The sequence below is a fragment of the Sphingobacterium sp. HMA12 genome (genome assembly GCF_002933815.1).
GTDB lineage: Bacteria > Bacteroidota > Bacteroidia > Sphingobacteriales > Sphingobacteriaceae > Sphingobacterium.
The window spans coordinates 183,732-210,182 of sequence record NZ_BEYR01000004.1; the positions used below are offsets into that span (position 1 = coordinate 183,732).

A 26,451-nucleotide genomic window follows, 5' to 3' on the forward strand; every position below is an offset into this window, starting at 1 on the left:
TAAAATAGATTAATCTGAATAGAAAAATATTGCATTTATGCTACTAAATACGTAATTTAAGGGACGTAGACCCGATTATAAAATAAAATGAAGAATCTTCTCTTGCTAACGGATTTCTCTGACAATGCTTATGCTGCTGCCCAATACGCTGCAAAATTAGCTCCGCTTTGGGGAATAGAAAAGGTAGTGCTTTACCACACCTATGAGGTTGTCCCGACAGTCGGAACAGAGCCTGTCGTCATCAGTAATTCGGATATTCTGGAAGAAAAACAAAAGGATCTCAACGTATGGCAGGAGGATCTGATACAACTCTTTCCACAGGGGATCGCATGGAAAGTGGTTCTGGAAGAGTATGAATTAAGCTATGGCGTCAACCGCACCTGTGCCGAAGAAGATATTGATCTTGTGGTGGTGGGAACGGCCGGTAAAAGTGGATTTAAAAAACTGCTTCTGGGAAGCAATACCTTAAAATTGATCGAAAACTGTCATACCCCGCTGTTAGTTGTGCCGGCCAAAGCAGAGTTCAGGATTCCCAAAAAAATGCTGATCGCAACGAATCTAAAAGAGGTGAAAATCAAACTGGACCGCCTATTGGTCAATGCGGCGGAAGTACTCCGCAAAAGTGAGGTCTATGTGGTCCATGTGACTAAGGAAGATCCTGCGAGTAAGGCGCTAAGCACAGAAATTAATATTATGACCGATCTGCTGGCCTCTTACCATCCGATCTACAGCTATATCCTGCAATCGGACATTGCCGTTGGTATTAATCAATACATCAATGAGAATCATATTGATATGATGGTTACCTTCCATCGTGACAAAGGATTACTCAGCCGGATTTTCAACACCAGTATCGCACAAAAAATGGCCTGGAAAAGCCAGGCCGCAATGATGGTGATCCCCGTCCATTCAGGGTAATAGGGAAAGTCTATATGTAGCTAAGTTCGGTTTTATTGGCACTCGTTATTAATCTTACTTTTCGGCCCAATACCAGCGCATGGTTATCATCAATATGCCCCGCAGGATAACCAAAGGCAACCGGAAAGTCGTATTCTTCAACTTTGTCCCAGATAATTTCCGCTACGGTCTGTCCAAATGTGGGGTCATTGTCTTTCATGGACGAAAAACTACCGACAATAAGGCCTTTCAATTTTTTAAATTTACCCGCGCGCTTCAACGCCCAGAGCATCCGGTCCACGGAGTAATAGGCCTCGCCCACATCTTCAATAAAAAGAATTTTATTGGCATACTTAACATCGGAATCCGAAGCTAAGACGGATAATAGAATAGCCAGATTTCCACCAATCAGTTTCCCTTCGGCTTCCCCCGGACGATTGGGGAATACGGATTGCTCATATGCAAAGTCCATGGATTCCCCAAAAAGTGCATTTTTCAACGTCTCCAGCGAATCTTTTGTTCCCGATTCAAAAGACTTGGGCATCTGTCCGTGGATGGTTGCAATTTTATAGTTACGCTGAATATGGCTGTGCAATACAGTGATATCGCTAAAGCCGACCAACCATTTGGGATGCTGCTCAAAACCAGCAAAATCGATCTCATCCACAATACGGACACAACCATAGCCTCCCCGGGCGGCAAATACAGCTTTAATGGATGGATCATCCAGTGCCCATTGCAGATCTGCGGCGCGCAGCCGATCATCTCCGGCAAATTGGTGGTAAGATGTCCCTACCGTCTCTCCTACCAGAACCTCCAGTCCCCAGCTCTTCAATGTTTCAATCCCTATATCAATCGTGCCGCGAATAAAACTGGCCGGACAAACGATGGCAACTTTGTCACCTTTTTTAAGAAAATCGGGTATTTTAGACATAATTATTATGTTTCATGAATGATTTGATTTTTTATGGCTATGAAGCGATCATGCGCCAATGTGCTTTATTTTAACTCAAATTATTTTGTTGTTGCTCGTGATGGTTTCCTCTATTAAAATCTTCAATGGATGAGGAGAGAACGCTAAATTTGGTCGTCCATAAAGCTCTCTGAGCGACAAATTAACACAAATTTATCTTAGTTTTATACCGCAAATTGAATTATCTTTGTGAAAGAAACAAGTAAAAACTTTAATATACTTTCAAGCATTGAGTATTCTAGATAAAAAACGTTATACAATTACTTCGGCATTACCTTATGCCAATGGTCCTTTACATATCGGACACCTTGCCGGTGCTTATATTCCCGGTGATATTTTTGTTCGCTATTTGCGTTTAAATCAAAAGGATGTAGTCTATGTATGTGGTTCGGACGAGCATGGCGCAGCCATTACCATCCGCGCAAAAAAAGAGGGCATTACCCCACAGCAGATCATAGATAAATACAACAAACAGATCAAAGAGAGCTTTGAAGAGTTTGGCATTTCTTTCGATATCTACCACCGTACCTCTGAACCGATTCATCATCAATTGTCACAGGATTTTTTCCTGAATTTATACAACAAAGGTGAATTTGTCGAGAAATTCTCGGAGCAATACTATGATGAGGAATACCATCAGTTTTTGGCAGACCGCTATATCACGGGAACCTGTCCAAACTGTAAATCCGAAGGCGCTTATGGCGACCAATGTGAAAAATGCGGTACCTCACTTAGTCCAACAGACCTGATCAATCCCATTTCTACACTGAGTGGAAAAACACCGGTATTGAAGGAGACAAAACACTGGTATTTACCATTGGATAAATATCAGCCCTGGCTTGAAAAATGGTTAATCGAAGGCAAGAAAAATATTCTTAAATCCAATGTTTTTGGCCAATGCCAATCCTGGCTAAAATCAGGGCTGCAGCCTCGCTCGATGACTAGAGATCTGGACTGGGGAGTAGATGTACCTCTGGAAGAAGCACAAGGAAAAAAACTGTATGTATGGCTGGATGCGCCAATAGGCTATATTTCTGCGACGAAACAGTGGGCAATTGACCACGGAAAAAATTGGGAAGACTATTGGAAAACCCATGAAAATCCAGCGAACGATGCAACATTGATCCATTTTATCGGAAAAGATAACATTGTATTCCACTGCATTATATTTCCGGCAATTCTTCATGCACATGGGGACTATATCTTACCGGAAAATATCCCTGCGAATGAATTCCTCAACCTAGAAGGTGATAAGTTATCAACTTCCAGAAACCATGCGGTCTGGTTACATGAATATCTACAAGAATTCCCGGGCAAACAGGATGAATTACGTTACGTGCTGACCTCGATATTGCCAGAGACTTCAGATGCGGAGTTTACCTGGAAAGATTTCCAGGCACGGATCAACAACGAACTGGTCGCTATCTTTGGTAACTTTGTCAATCGTGTAATGGTACTTTCCCATAAATATTTCGAAGGCAAAGTATTAAATGGATCGCCATTGACAGCAGTGGATCAATCGGTATTGGACGAGTTGAAATCTTACCCGGCCTCCATTAAGTCGTCATTAGAACAGTTCCGTTTCCGTGAAGCGCTGGCCGAATTTATGAATGTTGCACGTCTTGGTAACAAATATTTAGCGGATGAAGAGCCCTGGAAAGTCATCAAAACAGACGAGGAGCGTGTTAAAACGATCCTGAATGTGGCGTCTCAAATTGTTGCTAACCTGGCTGTACTGGCACAGCCTTTCCTACCAAAAACAGCGACAAAGTTATTTGAAATGCTCAATTTCCCACAAGGGAACTGGAGTGATGCGGGCAACGAAGGACTGATTGAAGATGGACATCAACTGGGGGAAGTACAATTGTTGTTTGACAAAATCACCGACGAACAAGTTGAGTTCCAGTTAAACAAACTTGCGGAAGCGAAACTGAAAAACCGCGCGGACAATACAAAAGTTGCTCCTGCAAAAGAAAATATCAGTTTTGACGATTTTGTAAAAATGGATATCCGTGTGGGAACAATTTTAGCGGCTGAAAAAGTTGCGAAGACAAAGAAATTACTGAAGCTAACAATTGATACGGGTATGGACAAACGCACCGTCGTATCTGGTATTGCGGAATTCTTCAGTCCTGAAGAAATCGTCGGACGCCAGGTTTCTATTTTGGTGAATCTAGAGCCTCGTGAAATCAAAGGGATTACCTCTCAGGGGATGATCCTGATGGCCGAAGATGCTGATGGCCGACTGGATTTTGTCAAACCGGATACTGCGATTAAAGTAGGTAGCACAGTACGCTAATGAGTTGTAAACGATATCATAAAAAAGCCTGTCTTTTGGACAGGCTTTTTTATGGTAAATTTATTCGTTAGGATCAATTTTCCTATGTTTGATCTCGCTTTTATAAATGATCCGAAGTCAATCAACAACCCTAGAATAACACGTGCTGTAATCGCTTTTTAAAATCTTTGTCATCCATCCAATCGTAGACTGTATCTTTCAATTTTTTTATGATCTCTGCCTTAGATTCCGCGACAACCTTTTTCTTTTTGGTAAGCACATTGGAGATCGGGGCATTGGTAAGCTCAATTTTGGTTGCAAACATATTGATATTCATGCTAGGGACGGATATCCCTAGGATCAGCCCGGGCAGGCCATGGATTAATTCAGGTCCGCCCGCTATCGGAATCTGTCCCGCAAAAAATGCGACAACATAAATAGAATCTTGCATAATTCCATTTGCCCGTCGACAATCGTATCCGGCGATAGTGCGATATTCGTCGGTATACTTCCATTTCACCGCCGGCAAAGAATCCTTCATCAACAGCTGCTCATCACCAAAGGGCAGTAACTTTATAAACTCCCCGTTCTTAAAGTTCATATACGTCTTTGAATCCGTCAGTGCGGGGTTGTACCAGGAAACATTTCGATAATTCGCCGGGTAATCTTCCTCTACTGTTTCAAACAGTGTTTCCTGATCGTAAAATTTTAATGTATGATGGGTGATCACTTCAACAGGGCCATTTTTGACTGCATTTTCTACACCCAGCTTATCCCAGGTATCCAGGTCCGGCTTACTGAGATATGTCCGTTTCAGATAGTTCTGCACATGGAATTTTCGTTCAAACGTCACCGTACCGCTGCTTGGAAAAAATGCGTTCTGGGCTTGTATCGTAGTTACGGATAAGCATAATAGCCAAAGCATTGATATCAATTGCTTACTCATTTATCACCTCCTTTCATCTGTAAATAATTATTTTTTCCATCGGCCAGATGGAGCTTACCATGATTAAAATTCACCTTAACCCTGGACAATAAAATTGATAATTTAATCATGGACGGTTCATTGTTGTAAAATTGTAGATCACTTTTAACATCCCATAACGACGCAATACATCATTACTGGTCTGGACAAATGCAGTACCGTCCTGATAACGACGTACGCCGATATTCTTATTTAATATATCATTGACAAATAGCTGCGCTTCGAGAGATTTATCTTTTAAGAATTTTTTTGAAATATAACCGTTCATATTCAGCATATTAATGGACTGCAAAGTCTTTGTGGCAGCTTGATAATTCTGCTGCATGGAGACAGAAATCTTAAAGTCTTTGGGTAAGTAATAGGTGACTTGTGTATACGAATTGAATTTAAACGTGGTCTGGTTCAATTCGGGCTGCAGATAGGAATCCATCTGTTCAACCCCTGGACTTAAGCTAATATAAAAATCCATTTTATTGGCTTTATACCGATTAAAGCCAATCTCGGGCCCGATACTCCAGGTCTTATTACGATTGAGCCTAGGTTCTTCATTAAGCAGCGACAGATAGCTATATTGGCTATTGTATTGTGCATTCATGCCCATATTCATTTTCAAACCCCATTTCTTTTTTAACATGAAATTATATGACCCACTTCCATAGAAACGCCAGTTGTCCTTATCAATATTTACAAAAGAAATCTGTCTGGTACCGTCTTCCAGGTTATAACGAACACTGCTGTTAATGTTTCGTTTCCCCTGATTGGCGCTAATGTAGAAGTAGAAGCTCTGGTCTTTGATCTGTTTGTAAGAATTATAATTGATGGAATAGGAATTATTAAAACCGGCTTTCAGGTCCGGATTGTCCAAATATTCGACAAGCGGCTGGCTATTTTGTTTGAGCGGTTCAATCTGTGTGAGCGAAGGCTGAACAGTCTGCCCATAATAATTGAGCCATATATTCTTCGTTTTTGAAATCTTATAGTTCACATTAAGTGAAGGTCTAAAGGATGTCTGGTCGCGTTGCAATACGGTATTCAAGTTGTTATAGGTTCGTTTCACAGCCTCAAAATCAGTACGGTTGCTCAGATTGACCGTCCATGTATTTGTTTTATAATTCAACGCCGTATTAACACTATTTTTTAAACTGGAAAAATTAAAGTCATTCAATACACTTTCGTCCAGCACAGTATATTGATGTGTAACGGAATCCCGATTAAAAGCCTGATTGAGTGTCTTTGACTGATTATTGGAAAAGGAATATCCTATTGATCCGGTGATCCTTTTTGAGAGCGGCTCGGTATAGGTGACTGAGGCACCATAGGTGTTATTGCTGAGCTTATCTTTTTTGAACTGATCAATTGTGTCGGTACGGGAGTCATTGTAAAACCTGTTTTCGGAAAAATACTTTGTGTCCGACCGGTTCTGATCCGTATTTGCATTCACATTGAATGTGATGGAGCGACGTTCTTTTTTAAAGCGCCGTGTCAATAGCGCGTTCAGGTTGAATTTATCCTGATCACTATTCAGGTCTGTACGCGATTTAGTTCTGGTAATATCTTTTCCGTCAAGGGTTTTCTGGTAAGCTTCAGCCTCGGATAGATTATCTCTATTGGATTTATTAAAGCCCATATTAACCGTCAGATCGGCAAGTGAATCCAATTTATAATCGTATCTAAGATTGGCAACATTGGCTCTGTTTTCATTTTCTGATCTGGTTATATTACTGTCTATCTGCGCGCGCTCCGGTAAATTATTCTGTGCATTATAGGTACTTGTATTATTGACATTGATCTGACTGCGCTTGTAGTTGACATTGATTTTATGTTTATCGTCTTTGGTTTTGTCGGAATAACTTACCCCCATATTTAGGGCTTTAGGTACACCACCACCCCGGTATTGTCCATCCCATCCACCTTCCGTCTCGTCTCCACCCGAAGAGATCATAATGCCTCCACCATCCATCATCTGGACATTGCCATTCCCCCCGACACCGTATTTTTGGCTATCTTCAAACCCCAGTCCCACCATACCATCGTTGGCCAGAATACCGTAAGCAGCAATTTTCTGTGATCCTTTAAATTTATTGAGCATGACTTTCCCGCCATAGTATTTATCCGTTCCGGCTCCAGCGATTGCCTGGCCGAACATCCCTTTCTTCTTATCCTCTTTGAGCTTGATATCAATGGTCTGTGTACGCTCCCCATCGTCCACGCCCGTACGTACAGCCAGATCTGATTTTTTTTCGTAGACCTGTACTTTGCTCACCATATCCGATCGGATGTTTTTGGTAATCAGGGTGGGGTCGTCCCCAAAAAATTCCTCTCCATCAAGCAGCACCTTTTTTACCTCTTTTCCCTGCGCCGTAATCTTACCCGTCCCGTCAATCGTAATGCCAGGCAACACCCTGAGCAGATCATCAACTTTGGCATCCTTCTCCACTTTAAAACTACCGGCATCGTATTCTACGGTGTCTCCCTTAATGACAACCGGAATTCTCCCCTCAACCTGTACTTCGTCTAAGAGCAAAGCCGCCTTGGACAGCGCTATGGTTCCAAGATCCAGCCCCTGTGCTGGAATATGAATATCCTTTACCAGGTCTGCATATTGCGGATAGGAAACAACCATTTTATAAGTACCTGTATCCAGGCTGTTCAACTGGAAAATACCGTTTTCTTTCGTTCGGTCGAACTTAATTAAAATTGAATCTCTAGGATTTAGTAACGCAACAGACGCTTGATGAAGTTTAGCCTGATCTTTACCGTCAACAACTGTACCTACAAGCCTATGTTGGGCATAGGAAATAGTGCTTAGCGCTGAGAGTACAAGAAACAAAACTAAAGAATAGGTTAGTTTCATAAATTTTCCGTTTATATAGTGTTGCGTTAAAGATATTAATGTTGCTACGGAAAATTCGTAAAATAATGTTAAATAATTACGAAGTTAAAAACATAAATAATAAACAATAAAACCCCGGATAGGCGATAAAAACAAAAACACTGTTTATCAGCGCCTTATCAAAACAAAAAGGAGATGCAACTTATCTGTTACATCTCCTTGTTTGTTTTTGATGACTCAATTTATTTTACCTAATCTACATTTAGGTTCAATTCTTTTTCTTTATTGATTAAATGCGCGATGCTCGTATCATTCAAAATCTGTAACATTGCATTCCTTACTTCAACAAATGTATCCCGTATCCCACAGGCATGTTCTTCAGTACACTCCTCGCAGGAGCGATAGAAATTTAAACTAACACAGGGAAGTAAGGCAATCGGCCCATCGATCAAGCGCATCACTTGCGATAAAAATACATCCTCAGGCGCCTTGTTTAAACTGTAACCACCACCTGCACCTTTTTTGCTGTAGAGAATCCCAGCATTTCGCATTTCAAGGAGAATCTGTTCCAAGAATTTCTTTGGAATATTTTCCTCCTGCGCAATCTTAACGATCTGCATAGGTTCATTTCCGTAGTTACGACCGAGCACCATAAGTGCCTTAATTGCATATTTTGTCTTTTTGGAAAGCATAATTTGTTAACCCCCTGTTGAATTGCAAATTTACGTTTTTTATTCAATAGAATAAAACCCATATCATTAGCCGGTAAAATAAGAGCCCTTAGCACAATTTCATCCGATGGGATATCCTGGTGCTAAGGGCGGATCGTATTAAAACTTAACGTTATTGGCCCAAAACTGCCGTAATGGGTTTACCAATACTTCCATTTGGCTCAGTAATATGCAGCAGCGATGAAATGGTAGGCGCAATATCCACAATATGCACTTCGGTATTGGATACGCCCGGCTTGATGCCCCAGCCCATAAATACTAATGGAATATGGGAATCGTAGCCCGACCAGGTACCATGTGTCGTACCGGTAGATCGTGGTGTTCCATCATACCATTGTGGCTCACAAACGATCTGGATAACACCACTCCGTTTGAAATTAAAGCCATTGATCATTTTTTCACGGATAGGCTCCGGAATCATGAGGCTTTCACCTTTTTCCATATCCGCAACATACGCAACGCCTTCGGTCTGGCGCAACTCACGAATAATGGTCTCTTTTATTTTGTCGCGGTCCAATTGAAGCGAATCAATCATCTGATTGTTCAGATGAACCTGATAATTCATGAGACTTTTGACGATTTTTTCCTGTCCGAATTTCTCTTTCAGCTTTTTGTTGAGATCCGAGATAATCTGGCGGGAATAGAAATAGCCGCCATTTCCTTTCATATCCATATAAAATCTAGAGTTGTACGAAGCACCGTGGTCAGCTGTCAGGAAGAAGGTGTAATTCCCTTTCCCGACCGTATTGTCCAGATAAGCGAAGAAATCGGCCAACTGTTTATCTAACTGCAGGTAAATATCTTCGATCTCAACAGCGGTCAGTGAGTAACGGTGTCCAACATAATCCGTAGCTGAAAGGCTCACACAAAGGAAATCGGTGTTTTTAGTCGGATTATTTCCCATCTGCTCATTTTTGATCGCTTCCATGGCCAGATCCAGCGTGAACTGATTCCCCATCGGTGTTGTTTTGATCAGTTCAAGACCTTCATCTTTCATCAGCTTGGATGTCGCCCGCGGCAAGGTCGGCTTTTCTTCACCGGGATATTTTCCTTCATAAATATTATCATCCGCAATGCTATTAGCCGCATAAGTTTGCACATCGTACATTGGCTTCCAGTCTGCTTTAAGATACTTTTCAGCTAATTTTTTCTTGTTAAAGTCCACCACCCATTTTGGCAGTTGATCCATATAAAAATTGGAGGTAATCCAATTGCCTGATTTCGCCTCAAACCAATAAGCTGCATCGGCAAAATGGCCTGCAGGTAATATTCCACCACGATCTTTGATCGCTATACCAATGACTTTGGATTTAAAATTTGAAGCCAGCTTCAACTGATCCGTTACGGTAGATGCCAGCAAGTTACGTGGAGATTGTTTGCCTTCCTTTTCAGTTGTCCCTACACCAATGACATTGTCATCTTGTGTACAGTACATACTCTTGCCTGTAAGCTCTTCGATCCAGTCATTGCCTGCAATACCGTGTATGGAAGGGACAGAACCGGTATATACCGAACTGTGTCCAATAGCTGTATAGGTCGGAATATAATTGATCAGGGTATTCTCACAGGAGAAGCCTTCTTTCAAAAGTCGCTTGAAGCCATCATTGCCATATCGATCCGCAAAACGATATAGATAATCCCAGCGCATCTGATCCACCATCAGACCGACGACCAGTTTGGGTCTGTCCGGTTGTTGTGCCATGGAGGAGAGTGCTGCTATTCCAAATACGACACTTAAAAAAAATCTTTTAATCATTGTTGTTAGATATTAGTATTGAGATATTAGATATGAGATTCTGGGTTGTGCCAGTCTACGGCTTATGCTCCTTATTCTTTAATCTTTATACCAGCCTGAGGCTTACCAGCTGTTCCCATTTTTGACTTTTTAATTTTAATATTGAGTAATTAGTATTTAGATTTTAGTCCGGCAAACCTTCGGTTTACGAACATGATCTTTCATTCCTTGCGCTTTAATCTTTGTTCCTAAATTTAGCGGCCCACTGTGCAGACCCTTCGTTTAATAACGCATGCTAAAGTAGGCTTAATCTTTTAAATGTGTTTTTAAAAATTGTCCTGTATAAGAATCTTTACAATGCGCAAGATCTTCTGGAAGTCCTGCAAAGACCAACTTTCCACCTTTATTGCCCCCTTCAGGTCCAATATCAATCACCCAATCCGCTGATTTGATCATATCCATATTATGCTCAATGACCAAAATACTATTCCCAAGGGCGATCAACGCATCAAACGATTTTAGCAGTTTTTTAATATCCTGAAAATGCAAACCAGTAGTCGGTTCGTCAAAAATAAATAAGGTCTTCTTGCTGTTATTGCCTTTGATCAGGAAAGAAGCAAGTTTAATCCGTTGTGCCTCACCGCCAGAAAGTGTACTGGAAGACTGCCCGAGCTTCACATAGCCCAGACCTACATCCTGTAGTGGCTGTAACTTGGCCAATATCTTAGGCTGATCGCCAAAGAAGACAATGGCTTCATCCACGCTCAGCTCAAGTATATCCGCTACGGATTTACCTTTATACTGCACATCTAGCACAAACTGCTTGAAACGTTTTCCACCACAGGCCTCACATGGAAGTACGATATCCGCCATAAATTGCATCTCGATTTTCACTTCCCCCTCACCTTGACAGACATCACAGCGACCGCCCTCGACATTAAAAGAAAACGCAGCAGGTTTCAATCCCGCAGCTTTGGATGCAGCCTGATTAGCATACAAAGCTCTGATCTCATCCCAGGCTTTCACATAAGTCACCGGATTTGAACGTGAAGAACGACCGATCGGATTCTGGTCAACCATTTCGATCTGTTCCACTTGTGCAATATCGCCTTCTATGGAATCATATACACCTGTTTGTTCACCAGAATAATTACCGATTGATTTCTGCAAAGCCGGATAAAGAATACGTTTCACCAAGGATGTCTTTCCGGATCCCGATACCCCTGATACAACGGTAAATGTATTTAAAGGAAACTGCACATCGATCCCCTGAAGGTTATTTTCATGCGCTCCCTTTACAGTAATGCTATTGGACCATTTTCGTCGTTTTTTTGGAACTTCGATCTTGCTCTTGCCACTCAGATATTGACCTGTTAAACTCCTATCATCTTTTAGAATCTCACTATATGTTCCTGCAAATACCATCTCGCCGCCATTGATCCCTGCTTCGGGGCCAATATCGATCAGATAATCTGCAGCCTCCATCATTTCCTGTTCATGCTCAACCACAACAACTGTATTACCTACATCACGCAAGGATTTCAGTACCGAAATCAGACGCTGAGTATCGCGTGGATGCAATCCAATACTTGGCTCATCCAGCACATAGATTGAGCCCACGAGCGAACTTCCGAGCGAAGTTGCCAAATTGATCCGTTGGGATTCCCCTCCGGATAGCGTATTGGACAGACGGTTTAAGGTAAGGTAGCTTAACCCTACATCGCATAGAAATTGTAGCCGGTTATTAATTTCGGCCAGCAGGCGTTTGGCAATCACCTTTTCATTTCCCTCCAGTGACAAATCCGTAAAAAATGCCAAAGCTTCTTCAAGAGGCATCAATACGATATCGGTAATTGACCTACCACCGACTTTGACATAGGTCGCATCTTTACGCAACCTTGTTCCCCTACAATCGGGACAGTCGGTTTTACCTCGGTAACGTGACAACATCACGCGGTATTGAATTTTATAGGTCTGTTCTTCGAGCTCTTCAAAGAACTTGTTAAGCCCTGTAAAATAACTATTTCCCGTCCAAAGTAATTCTTTTTGGGCTGTTGTCAGATCGGAATAGGCGCGGTGTATCGGAAAATCAAACTTTAGAGAATTCTTTACCAGCACCTGTAACCATTCATTCATTTTCTCTCCTCGCCAAGGAGCAATAGCGCCATCATAAACAGAGCGGCTCTTATCTGGTATAACAAGATCTGGGTCTATACCAATGATCTTCCCATAGCCTTCACACCGACGGCAGGCACCATAGGGATTATTGAAACTAAAGAAGTTAGGACTAGGCTCCTCAAAGGTAATTCCATCGAGTTCAAACTTGTGTGAGAAATGATGTCTTTTATGCTTTTCTTCGATATACAATTCACCTTTACCCTCAAAAAATCCCGTTTGAATGGAATCGGATAATCGATTCATGGTATCATCATCCTGCTCGATACGTACCCGATCCACGACGATCAATACCTCGCCGTCCTGAATCGTTTCATTGGCCATGCTCTTATCGTCAATAATACTTTCGATTTTTTGCATTTTATCCTGATAGACGACACGGACAAACCCTTTCTGCAGTAAGAGAGATAACTCTTCTTTGAGTTTTCGCCCATGGGAAGGCACCAACGGAGCCAATAGCGTGACAGATTCTCCCTCGTCAAACTTCAGTGCAAAATCTACCACCGAGCTCACACTATCTTTGGTCACCTCCCTACCTGAAACAGGAGAAATCGTCTTCCCGATCCTTGCATATAGTAATTTTAGATAGTCATATATTTCGGTAGAAGTTCCGACAGTGGAACGCGGATTGCTGGTAATAACACGTTGTTCAATTGCAATCGCTGGGGCGATCCCTTTGATGTAATCGACTTCGGGTTTATTCATCCGTCCCATAAACTGTCGTGCATAGGAAGAAAGACTTTCAACATACCGTCGTTGTCCTTCAGCGTATAGGGTGTCAAAAGCGAGGGAAGATTTTCCTGAACCTGACATTCCAGTAATGACAACCAATTTATTTTTGGGAATATCAACATCAATATTTTTCAGATTATTGACTCTAGCCCCTTTTATTTGAATATATTCTTTTGGAGTACGCTCCACTTTTTTACTCATAATAATCCTTATCTCACACAAAGTTACGCAATCTTGGCTGATTATAGTCCCTACGAATTAAAAGCTCTTGCGAAAAAATATAGTCCCTATCCCAGTGCAGTTCTATGGATTTAGAGGTTGCCTTTTTTCATTTCAGAGACAGCATAATCTACGGCTCTAGCTGTTAATGCCATATAGGTCAGCGACGGATTCTGCGTTCCTGTTGAGGTCATACAGGCACCGTCGGTGACAAATACATTTTTCACCAAATGTAACTGGTTCCATTTGTTCAACAAAGAGGTCTTGGGATCCAATCCCATACGTACTCCTCCCATTTCGTGGATATCCAAACCCGGATTTTGGTTGCTGTCACTGACTTTGAGATTCTTGACTCCTGCAATATCCAGCATCTCCTGTCCTTGTTGAAAGAAGTCATCTCTCAATTTGTAGTCATTTTCCTCGTAACCGACAGCGGTAATCAATTGTGGAATACCATAAGGATCTTTCTTGTCTTTGCTCAATCGCACATGATTGCTTTCCTTGGGAATCGTCTCCCCTTGCATCATCATGGAAACACCCCAGCCTCCCAGTTCAGCTAAACTGTCTTTGTAAGCCCCACCAACTGACACTCCCTCAAAAGCCCCTCCCCGCGAACGGTAAGCGCCAAAAAACGAAGCATAACCTCTCAAAAAATCAGTTTCCTGCCGATGTACATTTCTAAAATTGGGAATAATAGGTTGGGTTGGCCTACGCCCATAATAATATTTATCTTCATAGCCTTCCATTGTACCCGATATTGAGCCCAAATAATTATGAAAAGCGACATATTTACCCAACAGGCCACTATCATTTCCAAGGCCATTCGGAAAACGATCGGAAGTGGAATTCAATAAAATCTGGTTTGTCGCTAATGCAGAGGCATTGACAAAAATGATTTTCGCAAAAAACTCTTGACTCGCCTTTGTGACTGTGTCGATGATACGGACACCGATCGCTTTCTGTAAACTATCATCATAAAGTATGGATTCGACAATCGCCTGGGGGCGTATGGTCAGCTTTCCTGTTTTCGCCGCCCAAGGTAAAGTAGATGCATTGGAGCTAAAATATCCACCAAAAGGACATCCACGATGACATAGGCTACGTGCCTGACATTGACTCCGCCCTTGATCGATATGGATTTGCCGAGGTTGGGTCAAATGAGCACAGCGCCCCTGAATCACCGGACGATCTTTATACTGCTGCTCTATACGTTGTTGTATTGCTTTCTCCACCACGTTCATCTCCCAAGCGGGAAGAAAATCACCATCTGGCATCGCATCAATTCCGTCCCTGTTACCCGATATTCCGACGAAATGTTCGACATACGAATACCAAGGTGCAATATCATCGTAACGAATAGGCCAATCCACTGCAAAGCCATCCCTTGCAGGCCCTTCAAAATCGTACTTAGACCACCGCTGGGTCTGACGGGCCCAAAGGAGAGATTTACCGCCAACTTGATCAGCCCGAATCCAGTCAAATGGTTTTTCCTGGATATAAGGCTGGGCAGCATCCGGCAGAAAAAAGTGTTTGGCGTCTTCCCGATAGACATAGCATTTTGAAGCAATCGGATTTTCATCCTTGGTCTGCTGTTCCACCTGTCCCCCATGCTTGAACTGCCAAGGATCCATATACGCTGTGGGATAATCCTGAATATGTTTGGCATCTTTACCTCGATCCAAAACAAGTGTTTTCAATCCTTTCTCGCAAAATTCCTTAGCGGCCCATCCGCCAGATATGCCCGAACCGATCACAATAGTGTCAAAATGATTTTCCTTATTCATCTTTATATTTAGGTCGTATTTGAAAAGTTAATATACTGTAAATAATGGTATTGCAACAAATATCCTAAGCAACTTACATGATTTTGTTACAAAATAACTGCTGGATATCCTACATCGACGGGGTCTTATCTAACGATGTTTTTTAATAGGTGCTATCGAACACTTTCGAATAATTATTTTAAATATTTACCCATTTTCAATTAATCCTTCTAATTTTTTACATGTCTTAAAAATATAGTTTTGAAAAAGCAAAGTAGCAATAGTGATAGAGATTGCGTTTAAAGAATAAAATAAAAAAAAGGTTATGAGAAAAAATGTATTTAAAGTTATGGTCATGATGCTATTCGTTTTCGTCGCATCTACAACAGTAAGTAAAGCACAAATGGTGATTGATAAAATAGACTTAAATATTTTTCCTGCAGCGGAAAAAGGATACAAAAAAATGGTTATCGAAGTTCCATATTCGGAGAATGACAAGAACAAGAAGATCGAATTCTCTGTAGGTAAATGGATGGAGGTAGATGGTTGTAACAATTTTAATCTAGCTGGTTCTTTTGAGAAAAAAGATCTTCAGGGCTGGGGGTATGATTACTATGTATTCAAAACCAACGGAAATGTAGCAAGTACCATGATGGCCTGCCCGGATAAAGCCAAGAGAAATCTTTTTGTAAGCGCCCAACCCGAAACAGTACGTTACAACGGTCGGATGCCTATTGTTATTTATGTCCCTGAAGGATATGAGGCACAATTCAAAATCTATTCAACAGATGGAGATACCTATCGGGCTGCTGAAGTCAGAGAAAAGAAAAAATAATAGCCACTAAATTCTGTTTAGTTGGCCCAAAAACAACAAACAAAGCTTATAAAGAATAGGCCGTCTCATAATTTCTTACGAGACGGCCTCTTTTATCTTTATTATCCTTATCTATTGATTATTGAAATTTTTTCGCGTTTTGTTTACGCTCATTTTCTGTCAAATAGATTTTACGTAGACGCATAGATTGTGGTGTTACCTCAATATATTCATCTGCCTGAATATACTCCATACATTCTTCTAATGAGAATTTGATTGCTGGAGCAATACGTGTATTGTCATCTGAACCGGAAGCACGCATATTTGTCAATTGCTTTCCTTTAGTAACATTGATTGTTAAATCGTTATCACGGATGTGCTCACCCAAGATTTGTCCTTCGTATACATCTACACCTGGATCCACGAAGAAACGGCCACGATCTTGCAATTTATCAATAGAATATGCTGTAGTTGAACCTGTATCCAAAGAGATTAATACACCTGCCAAACGACCAGGGATTGTACCTTTCCAAGGCTCGTAACCTTTCAATCGGTGAGCCATTACAGCTTCACCAGCTGTTGCAGTCAATACGTTGTTACGTAGACCAATGATACCACGAGAAGGAATAGAGAACTCAAGATGTTGCATATCACCTCTAGCTTCCATGATCAACAATTCACCTTTACGTTGTGTTACCAACTCAATTACCTTTCCAGAAACATCAGAAGGAACATCAACCACAAGCTCTTCAATCGGCTCACATTTTTGACCGTCGATTTCTTTCACGATAACTTGAGGTTGTCCTACTTGTAATTCATAACCTTCGCGACGCATTGTTTCGATCAATACAGATAAGTGAAGGATACCACGTCCGTATACCAACCACGCATCAGGAGATTCGGTAGGAACTACGCGCAACGCCAAGTTCTTTTCTAATTCTTTTTGTAAACGATCGTAGATATTACGAGATGTTACCAATTTACCTTCTTTACCAAAGAATGGGGAGTTGTTGATTGTAAACAACATGTTCATTGTCGGCTCATCGATGCTGATAACTTCCAATTGCTCGGGATTTTCAAAATCCGCGATGGTATCACCGATATCGAAACCTTCGATACCAACGACAGCACAAATATCACCTGCATGTACTTCTGGCACTTTGATACGACCTAAGCCTTCAAAAACCTGAAGTTCTTTAACACGTGACTTAACCACTTTTCCATCACGTTTTACCAATGATACTGGTTGGTTTTCCTTGATAGTACCACGGGCAACACGACCGATAGCGATACGTCCTACGAAAGTTGAGTAATCTAATGATGTTACCTGCATCTGCAAATTACCTTCAGTAACCACCGGAGCAGGAATATATTTAATGATTGCTTCTAACAAATCCGTGAAGTCTTCGGTACGATTTTTCCAATCTGTAGACATCCATCCTTGTTTTGAAGAACCGTATAATACTGGGAAATCCAATTGTTCTTCGGTAGCACCCAAGTTGAAGAATAAATCGAAAACATTTTCGTACACTTCATCAGGACGACAGTTTTCTTTATCCACTTTATTGACAACAACGATAGGTTTGATACCTAATCCAAGTGCTTTACCTGTAACGAAACGTGTTTGAGGCATTGGACCTTCAAAAGCATCTACAAGTAATACTACACCATCGGCCATCTTCAATACACGCTCCACTTCACCACCAAAGTCGGCGTGACCAGGAGTATCAATGATATTGATTTTAACACCTTTATATGTTACTGATACGTTCTTAGATACAATAGTGATCCCGCGCTCACGCTCTAAATCATTATTGTCTAGGATTAATTCACCAGCATTTTCATTTTCTCTGAATTGATTGGTAAAATATAAAATTTTGTCTACAAGCGTAGTTTTACCGTGGTCGACGTGAGCGATGATCGCAATGTTTCTAATGTTTTGCATTGAGCAAGAATAATTTTATAAAATTTTAGGGTGCAAAGATAAACATTTTGCACCATAAAATTTATAACTATGTGTATTTTATTTAATTACACCCAATTCTTTACCTACTTTGGTAAAGGCGGCGATCGCTTTATCCAGGTGTGCGAGCTCATGTCCTGCCGAAATCTGAACACGGATACGGGCTTTCCCCTGAGGTACAACAGGATAGTAGAAACCGATTACATAAATACCTTCGTCCAACATTTTAGCCGCGAATTCTTGTGCAAGTTTCGCGTCGTAAAGCATCACAGGGACGATCGGGTGGAAACCCGGCTTGATATCAAATCCGGCTTCCGTCATTTTTTCACGGAAATATTTCGTGTTGGATTCCAGCTTATCACGCAAGGTTGTCGTCTCGCTCAGCATATCCAATACCGCAACAGAAGCGCCTGCAATCGCCGGTGCTAATGTATTTGAAAATAAATACGGACGAGAACGCTGACGTAACAAATCAATGATCTCTTTTTTACCGGATGTGAAACCGCCAGAGGCTCCGCCGAGGGCTTTACCTAAAGTTCCAGTAATAATATCTACACGATCGATCACATTGAAAAGTTCATGTGTCCCGCGACCGGTAGCACCAATGAAGCCCGTACAATGTGATTCATCGATCATTACCAACGCTTGGTATTTGTCGGCCAGGTCACAGATCTTGTCCAATGGCGCCACTGATCCGTCCATGGAGAAAGCCCCATCGGTCACGATGATTTTGTGTCTTGCGCCGGATGCTGCCTGTAGCTGTGCTTCCAAGTCCGCCATATCCGCATTTTTATAACGGAAACGTTGTGCTTTACACAAACGTACCCCATCAATGATCGAAGCGTGGTTCAATTCATCCGAAATAATTGCGTCCTCAGCACCAAACAAAGGTTCGAAAACACCACCGTTCGCATCGAATGCCGCCGCATATAAAATCGTATCTTCTGTTCCTAAGAACTGGGAAATCTTTGCTTCTAATTCTTTATGCACATCTTGGGTACCACAGATAAAACGTACAGATGACATGCCATATCCGTGTGTATCAATCGCTTTCTTGGCCGCTTCGATTACTTTTGGGTGAGAAGACAGGCCCAAATAATTGTTAGCACAAAAATTGACAACTTCCTGTCCTGTGCTTACTTTGATGTCTGCTCCTTGTGGAGTAACGATCACCCGCTCTTGTTTATACAATCCCGCTTCTTTGATTGCTTCCAATTCCTTTTCTAAAACTGGTTGTAATGTATTGTACATAATTTGATTTTATTTTTTTATACAATATTACAGTTTTTCTTTGGTGGAAACAGCCTGTTTATTGAGAATTCACCGCAAATCAATGTTTTGATAACATTAAACCGTTTGCACAAATTTACGTAGCACTTTGGTTTCTTCCTTTTCGCAACGAATAATGGCTCCATCAAGAGGAGATAATAGGCAAACTACATTGGATCGTCGGGAGTATGGCAAGGTGGACTTAACGTGGACGCTATACGGACTTAAGATGGACGCAGCCCTTAGCCAGTTTAGATCTGGCGCTTTGTATTCCTTTGTTTTAGGTCAACAACATATGATTTAATACGGATTTGGCTTATTCGTAACGCAGGGCATCCACCGGATCTAATTTTGAAGCTTTTGAAGCCGGATAATAACCGGATAGCATTCCCACAAGGCCACATACTGCAAATCCGAGAATAATAGCTGCCCAAGGGATAATAAAGGATGTCCCCAGCTGAAGGGCCAACAAATTACCGATCAGGATACCGATAAATATACCCGCGACACCGCCCATCATACAGATGACAATGGCTTCCATCAAAAACTGCTTGCGTATCACACTGGGCGTAGCACCTATTGCCTTCCGGATACCGATCTCTCTTGTCCGTTCAGTAACCGACACCAGCATGATATTCATCAGTCCGATGGATGCACCAACAAGGGTGATAAAGGCGATCACTACTGCTCCTAAGGTCACCATCGCCATATTCTGCATCAGCATTTGTGCCACCGCATCGGACTTGGTAATCTCAAAATCATTGGTTTGCCTTGCCGATAGGCCGCGGATATTCCGAAATACAATGGAAGCTTCGCCAATAGCTGCTTCCAAACGCATGGGATCATTGGACGATACGGTGATCACATAGGATGGCTCTACGACCTGCATGACCGATCTTGCTTTCACCAGGGGAATAAAGCAGGCCCTATCGCCACCCATACCCGCGGAGGAACCTTTGCTTTTTAGCACTCCGATGACCTGGTATCGGATATTATTGACCGTAATAAACTGCCCGATGGGGTCAATGATCTCCCCAAAAAGCATTTTACTGACTTCACTGCCGATGATAATCACCGCTCCCCCGGTCTCTACATCACGGACAGAGAAATTACGTCCTTCACTGACGATATAGCCCGAGGTCTGAAGATAATTTTCATCGGTACCAATAAGGCCGATATTTGGGTTTGTCTTTTTTGACTGAAATTTTGCGGTTGAATTCCATGTTACGTTGGCACTGATGGATGTCGTCGCATTAAAATGAAAATTCTGTTTGAACCTTGCGGCCTGGGCATAGGTAATATTGGCAAATACCTTAGACCGTGTACCTCCTGTACCGATCTGCACATTCAATCCCCTATTCCGTATATTGAATGAATTGGACCCCATGGAAGAAAAGGAATCCGTTAAGGAGTTTTTCATGGCGTCAATAGATGTCAATACACCGATCAGGGCCATCATCCCTATCGCAATGATCAATGCCGTTAAAAATGTCCGCAACTTGTTACCTACAATAGATTGCAGTGCAAGTTTTACATTTTCAACATAAGACATTTTTACGGACATGCGGCGACTTTTATAATTTGCAGATGAAAATACTGTTATTCCTCCACAAAACCAAAAGGCAATTTATTCTAATGGAATAAATTGCCTTTTTTATAACAGGTCAATGCCCACAGAAAGGTCGTCATTAGCTTTCTAAATAGCTTACATCCTATTACTTTCAGCCCTAATTAGACGATTAATTGATCCTTTTCCAGGTCTCTGTCCGTCCGAGCAAACTAACCCCCACATAGCCACGTATGTCGAGTTTGTCCCCCTTTAAAGTCATTTTACAACTATAGGTTTTCCCTGTTTTTGGATCATAGATCTTCCCATCTTCATAGGTATTTCCATCTTTTTCAAAATTGGTCAAGATCTCCAATCCCTGAATTGCCCGGCTCTGAAGCGCCTTGTCTGGGTTTTTAATATCTTTCTTGGGCTGTCCAGCTTCATTATTTGGAAATTTAAGCCAATAAAGCTTACCAAAAAATTTGTCCCCTTTTTTATAAATCTCCACACGGCCCTCGCCGCTCGGGTTTTCCCACTTTCCGATAATCGGATCTGTTTGCGCAAACAATGTTACTGTAACAAGCAACATGATGAATGACATCATAATTTTCTTCATTGGTCTATATTATTTTTATGAATTTATTTTAACATTTTTTTGCCTATCTCTCTAATCGCCTATCTCCAAAAGATTCTAGAAAAGAAAAATAAAACCGTCTAACCAATTCCAATGGAGTCCAGCGCATTAAAGCTTGTGGACTTATAAGTTAAATATACAAAATATTTACTATGCTTGCATATATTTATTTCCCATATCCCCTACTGATTTAAATAGATAAAAGAGCTGTTTCCTGTCTGCTCTCATATCGGCTGATAAAAGAGAGACTCGATTTTTCATATATAAAGCCAGCTGACGTAGGGTTCGGAGATTTTTTGGAACTGCTTCGCCCTTTGTTCGCCCCTGATTCGAAAATGTTATACCCTTTTTCTGTGGAGAAGTACCGTACAAGATCCGAAGCAGTCCCCGACCTGGCATGGTAAAAAGGCGAAGGAACGGACCGAAACTTTGGCATTGCGTTTGCACGATAGTTATTATATTATTACTTTATTCACTGTTTATAAATTAGCACATATTATGAAATTTATTATTAGTCTTCTACTTACTGGCGTAGTCGTCGCAGTTGCTTGTTGGATTGTTCCAGGTGCACATGTAGCAGGATTCGGCTGGGCTATTGTCGCGGGGTTGGTAATCGGATTTGTCAATGCAACCGTAGGTTCAATTTTGAGATTGTTCACTTTTCCATTAAACTGGCTGACGCTTGGGCTGGTTTCCTTTATTATCACCGTTTTGATGGTATTACTTTCAGACTCGCTCCTTGGATCCAAATTTGATGTGGATGGATTTTGGACAGCAGCGTTGTTCGCCATAGTCGTTGCCGTATTGGAAATGATCATCGGAAGTACTTCAAAAGACTAAAAATTATATAATTATATATAAAAAAGGCTGTTTTCCGATTGGGGAAAACAGCCTTTTTCGATATCAGCAGGATTGATGATCTTTCGACGGAAAGACTATTTCTAAAGCTGTTTATGCGCTATTTTAATTCCCCTCCCCTCGCTTTTTAAGCTTAAAATAGCTAAATTTAAATTATTTAACAGATCCTCCGATATATGTGCGAACACAACCACGAGCATAGCCATACAGAAAAAGAGACTCCCTGGTGGATATCACAACGCAAACTTCTTATTGCACTTATCCTATTGATCACACTGTTGATCCTCAAATACGCCTTTAAGATCACGCCTCCTTTTTATGCTTCTTTATTTTTAAATGGTGTAGCGTACCTACTAGCAGGTATACCCGTTCTGCAGATGGCTTTACGGAAGGCCAAACGCGGCGATTTCTTCAATGAATTCTTTTTGATGAGTGTTGCAACCTTAGGGGCTTTTGCTATCCGGGAATTTGAAGAAGGGGTTGCCGTAATGGTCTTTTACCAGATCGGCGAATGGTTTCAGGATACAGCTGTAGATAACGCCAAAAAATCCATAAAATCGCTGTTGGACATCCGTCCGGATAAAGTCACGGTCTTGCGGGATGGAAAACAACTGGATGTAGATCCCAAAACCGTCAACATCGGTGAAGTGATTGTTGTTAAAGCAGGCGAAAAAGTTGCACTGGACGGGAAACTGCTGAATGAACGGGCTGCATTCAATACCGCAGCGCTCACCGGAGAAAGCAAGCCCGACACGAAATATAAGGGGGACGCCGTCTTTGCGGGTCTGATCAATTTAGAATCAGTTTGTGAAATCAGCGTAAACAGCCTGTTCAAGGACAGCAAGCTGAGTAAGATATTAGCGATGGTGCAGGATGCGACGGCGCGCAAATCCAAAACACAGCTATTTATCTCCAAGTTTGCAAAAATCTATGTCCCTATTATCTTCGCACTTGCTGTTCTTGTCCTTATCGTCCCGATATTTATTGTCAGTGACTACAGCTTTAGAGACTGGTTTTATCGTAGTCTGGTATTTCTTGTGATCAGCTGCCCCTGTGCCCTGGTCGTCTCGATCCCCTTAGGTTACTTCGGCGGAATAGGCCTAGCTTCCAGAAACGGGATTTTGTTCAAAGGCGGTAATTTCCTGGATGCCATCACTGCTGTCGATACCATTGTCATGGATAAAACGGGTACCCTTACCGAAGGTGTTTTTGAAGTCAAAGAGGTCGTTGCTGTCAATGGACAGTTGGCGGAACTATTGGATTATGCCAAAGCCATTGAATCCAATTCGACCCATCCCATTGCAAAAGCGATAGCGCGCTACCATCCGGGAGATCCCACTTTTATTACCAAAAGAATCGTGGAAGTACCTGGTCATGGGCTCAAAGCGACGATCAACGATAAGCTTGTCCTTGCCGGCAACAGCAAACTGCTGGACAAGTTTGACGTCTCCTATCCGGAAGAAATAAAGCAAATTGTCCATTCCATCGTACTGATTGCAATAGACAGCCAATATGCAGGTTACATTACGGTTGCAGACCGAAATAAACCAGACGCTAAATCGGTAATTTCAGCCATGCGGGCACAAGGCTTGTACACGGTCATGCTGTCCGGTGACAAAAAAGCGGTAGTGGGTGATGTGGCGAGGGAACTGGGGATAGATAAAGCCTACGGCGACCTTCTGCCAGAAGATAAAGTAAGCCATGTCCAAAGATTAATCGACGAAGGGCGAAATGTAGCTTTCGCGGGCGATGGCGTCAACGATGCTCCTGTGGTTGCTTTGGCTCAAGTAGGCATCGCAATGGGCGGATTAGGTGCAGACGCGACTATCGAAACGGCAGACGTTGTAATCCAAAATGATGAACCGCATAAAATTTTGTCTGCCATCAAAATCGGTAAGATCACCCGTAATATTGTCTGGCAGAATGTCGTCCTGGCAATGGGTATCAAAATTATTGTGCTGATCCTCGGGGCCGGAGGGGTTGCCACACTATGGGAAGCTGTGATCGCTGATGTTGGTGTGGCGCTATTGGCGATTTTAAATGCCATCCGAATTCAGAATAAAACGATATAATACAGTCCAGAAAAGACTGTTTAAAAGCAGGAAAAATTGTAAAAGTACATTCGGCCAACCTTGTTTGAAGATCAGCCGGATGTACTATATGGATTAATTAATCGCGCCAGGATTTATAGGCATTGATCAATCCATTGGTGGAAGAATCATGGCTGGTGATCAGATTATCGTCGCTCAGCTCCGGTAGAATCTTATTGGCAAGCTGTTTACCAAGCTCAACCCCCCATTGGTCAAAACTATAGACATTCCAAATCACCCCCTGTACAAATATCTTGTGTTCGTAGAGCGCGATAAGTCTGCCCAATGTCCGTGGAGTCATTTTTTTCAATAAAATGGAGTTTGTTGGCCGATTGCCCTCAAACACTTTATAAGCTTTTAATTCTTCGATCTCGGCATTGGACTTACCTGCTTTTTGGAATTCAGCAACAACCTCTTCCTCGGTTTTACCATTCATCAAGGCCTCCGTCTGTGCAAAGAAATTAGACAATAAAAGTTGATGGTGATTGCCGATCGGGTTAAGGCTATTTGCAGGCGCGATAAAATCACATGGAATCAATTTCGTCCCCTGATGGATCAACTGGTAAAAAGCATGCTGACCGTTTGTTCCGGGTTCGCCCCAAATAATCGGCCCGGTCTGGTAGTCGACACGTTCGCCATTGCGGTCAATGTATTTTCCGTTGCTCTCCATGTCTCCCTGTTGAAAATAAGCTGCAAAGCGATGCAGGTATTGATCGTAAGGAAGGATGGCATGGCTTTCAGCCTCAAAAAAATTATTATACCATATACCGAGCAAAGCCAATATTACCGGAATATTTTCTTCAAAAGCGGCGGTTCTGAAATGCTCATCTGCTTCATAGGCACCTTCTAAGAGCTCCTCGAAATTATCAAATCCGATCGCCAGACTGATGGAAAGCCCAATGGCAGACCATAGTGAATAGCGCCCACCAACCCAATCCCAAAATACAAACATATTTTGCGGATCTATACCAAAAGCCGTTACAGCCTCTGTATTGGTACTCAATGCCGCAAAATGTTTGGCGACATCTTCCTGCCCGGCTCCCTTACTCAGAAACCAATCTTTTGCCGTATGTGCATTGGCCATTGTCTCCTGGGTAGTGAATGTTTTGGATGCAATTAGAAACAAGGTTGTCTCCGGGTCAACTTCTTTTAGGGTTTCGGCAATATGTGTTCCGTCTACATTAGACACAAAATGCACGTTCAGCCTGGTTTTATATGCCTTTAAAGCCTCGGTTACCATCACCGGCCCCAAGTCAGAACCGCCGATACCGATATTAACGACATCAGTAATGACTTTTCCTGTATAACCTTTCCATTCGCCAGAGAGTATCTTTTCTGTAAAGGCTTTTACCTGTGCCAATACACTTCTAACCGCAGGCATGACGTCCTTGCCATCCACAAAGACAGGCTTATCGGACTGATTCCGCAAGGCGGTATGCAAGACGGGTCTATTTTCGGTCACATTGATCCGCTCTCCGGCAAACATCGCCGCTATTGCTTCGGATAGATGACATTCTTTGGCAAGCTGAACCAACAATGCCATGGTCTCCTCGTTGACGCGATTTTTGGAATAATCTAGAAGAATATCCTCAAAGAGAATCGAAAACTTCTTAAATCGCTGTGGATCCGCTGCAAAAAGTTCACGTAAGCCCTGCTGATTGATATCAATATAATGATCTACCAAATATTGGTAGGCTTTGGTCGTTGTAAAATTAATTTTTGGAAACATACTGTTTTTATTGAAATTATTTGTTTTAAATCACAGTAAGAACCTTCAGCATCTTTTTACCACATGCATTGAAGCTCATTAAACAAAGGTTTATACTGTTGACACTATCAAAACTAAAAAAAAAAGGCCAAATATTAGTATGGAGATATTAGATTGGAGATTTTGCTTCCCCAAGCCCCGGTGCTTACCAATTGTTTCCGTTTTTTTTAATTTTCAATTTCTAC

At 41.9% G+C, this 26,451-nt stretch carries 17 protein-coding genes; 5 read left to right on the plus strand and 12 right to left on the minus strand.

All coding sequences use genetic code 11. The annotated features are described in order from the left end of the window. Positions 1–87: 87 nt before the first annotated feature. Positions 88–918 (plus strand): universal stress protein, encoded by an 831-nt coding sequence (locus HMAT_RS19930; protein ID WP_104384628.1) that lies wholly within the window; start codon positions 88–90, stop codon positions 916–918. A 10-nt stretch (positions 919–928) separates the two neighbouring features. Here HMAT_RS19930 and HMAT_RS19935 read toward each other — a convergent pair whose 3' ends face one another. Then, a complete protein-coding gene (locus HMAT_RS19935; protein ID WP_104384629.1) occupies positions 929–1,831 on the minus strand; it encodes an LD-carboxypeptidase in 903 nt (300 codons plus the stop codon). A 268-nt stretch (positions 1,832–2,099) separates the two neighbouring features. On the opposite strand from HMAT_RS19935, the gene metG reads away from it, so the two are divergent. Beyond that, complete coding sequence (metG, locus tag HMAT_RS19940; RefSeq protein ID WP_104384630.1) at positions 2,100–4,169, plus strand: methionine--tRNA ligase; 2,070 nt, start codon at positions 2,100–2,102, stop codon at positions 4,167–4,169. Between the two features lie 130 nt (positions 4,170–4,299). Here metG and HMAT_RS19945 read toward each other — a convergent pair whose 3' ends face one another. The 6 genes from HMAT_RS19945 to HMAT_RS19970 form a co-directional block, all read right to left on the minus strand. Next, positions 4,300–5,094, minus strand: coding sequence for a GLPGLI family protein (locus tag HMAT_RS19945; RefSeq protein WP_104384631.1), 795 nt, complete (start codon positions 5,092–5,094; stop codon positions 4,300–4,302). A 106-nt stretch (positions 5,095–5,200) separates the two neighbouring features. Next, the gene (locus HMAT_RS19950; protein ID WP_104384632.1) at positions 5,201–7,987 is read right to left on the minus strand and encodes an outer membrane beta-barrel protein; all 2,787 of its coding nucleotides are present in this window, start codon (positions 7,985–7,987) and stop codon (positions 5,201–5,203) included. Between the two features lie 230 nt (positions 7,988–8,217). After that, on the minus strand, positions 8,218–8,658 hold the full coding sequence (locus HMAT_RS19955; protein ID WP_104384633.1) for an Rrf2 family transcriptional regulator: 441 nt from the start codon (positions 8,656–8,658) through the stop codon (positions 8,218–8,220). 151 nt (positions 8,659–8,809) lie between these two features. Further along, entirely contained in the window at positions 8,810–10,453 is a 1,644-nt protein-coding gene (gene pafA / locus HMAT_RS19960) for an alkaline phosphatase PafA (RefSeq protein WP_104384634.1), read from the minus strand. 285 nt (positions 10,454–10,738) lie between these two features. After that, positions 10,739–13,540 carry an excinuclease ABC subunit UvrA gene (gene uvrA, locus HMAT_RS19965; RefSeq protein ID WP_104384635.1) on the minus strand — a complete coding sequence of 934 codons (2,802 nt, stop codon included), beginning with the start codon at positions 13,538–13,540 and terminating at the stop codon, positions 10,739–10,741. Positions 13,541–13,650: 110 nt separating this feature from the next. Beyond that, on the minus strand, positions 13,651–15,342 hold the full coding sequence (locus HMAT_RS19970) for a GMC oxidoreductase (protein ID WP_104384636.1): 1,692 nt from the start codon (positions 15,340–15,342) through the stop codon (positions 13,651–13,653). 304 nt (positions 15,343–15,646) lie between these two features. Here HMAT_RS19970 and HMAT_RS19975 point away from each other — a divergent pair, with 304 nt between their 5' ends. Then, positions 15,647–16,156 carry an ecotin gene (locus HMAT_RS19975; RefSeq protein ID WP_104384637.1) on the plus strand — a complete coding sequence of 170 codons (510 nt, stop codon included), beginning with the start codon at positions 15,647–15,649 and terminating at the stop codon, positions 16,154–16,156. 118 nt (positions 16,157–16,274) lie between these two features. Here the strand turns inward: HMAT_RS19975 and typA are convergent, their stop codons facing one another. The 4 genes from typA to HMAT_RS19995 all read right to left on the minus strand — a co-directional run bounded on the left by typA (position 16,275) and on the right by HMAT_RS19995 (position 21,532). After that, the gene (gene typA, locus HMAT_RS19980; protein WP_104384638.1) at positions 16,275–18,080 is read right to left on the minus strand and encodes a translational GTPase TypA; all 1,806 of its coding nucleotides are present in this window, start codon (positions 18,078–18,080) and stop codon (positions 16,275–16,277) included. Between the two features lie 78 nt (positions 18,081–18,158). Then, positions 18,159–19,349 carry a glycine C-acetyltransferase gene (gene kbl, locus HMAT_RS19985; RefSeq protein WP_104384639.1) on the minus strand — a complete coding sequence of 397 codons (1,191 nt, stop codon included), beginning with the start codon at positions 19,347–19,349 and terminating at the stop codon, positions 18,159–18,161. 334 nt (positions 19,350–19,683) lie between these two features. Then, complete coding sequence (locus HMAT_RS19990) at positions 19,684–20,931, minus strand: ABC transporter permease (protein ID WP_104384640.1); 1,248 nt, start codon at positions 20,929–20,931, stop codon at positions 19,684–19,686. 175 nt (positions 20,932–21,106) lie between these two features. Continuing rightward, positions 21,107–21,532: a DUF2147 domain-containing protein gene (locus tag HMAT_RS19995; protein WP_104384641.1), complete on the minus strand. Its 426-nt coding sequence runs from the start codon at positions 21,530–21,532 to the stop codon at positions 21,107–21,109. 516 nt (positions 21,533–22,048) lie between these two features. Here HMAT_RS19995 and HMAT_RS20005 point away from each other — a divergent pair. Together HMAT_RS20005 and HMAT_RS20010 are read left to right on the plus strand one after the other, a co-directional pair. Then, positions 22,049–22,390 (plus strand): phage holin family protein, encoded by a 342-nt coding sequence (locus HMAT_RS20005; protein WP_104384643.1) that lies wholly within the window; start codon positions 22,049–22,051, stop codon positions 22,388–22,390. Between the two features lie 194 nt (positions 22,391–22,584). Further along, entirely contained in the window at positions 22,585–24,480 is a 1,896-nt protein-coding gene (locus tag HMAT_RS20010) for a heavy metal translocating P-type ATPase (protein ID WP_104384644.1), read from the plus strand. Positions 24,481–24,577: 97 nt separating this feature from the next. Here the strand turns inward: HMAT_RS20010 and pgi are convergent, their stop codons facing one another. Further along, complete coding sequence (gene pgi, locus HMAT_RS20015; RefSeq protein ID WP_104384645.1) at positions 24,578–26,227, minus strand: glucose-6-phosphate isomerase; 1,650 nt, start codon at positions 26,225–26,227, stop codon at positions 24,578–24,580. Between the last annotated feature and the right edge of the window lie 224 nt (positions 26,228–26,451).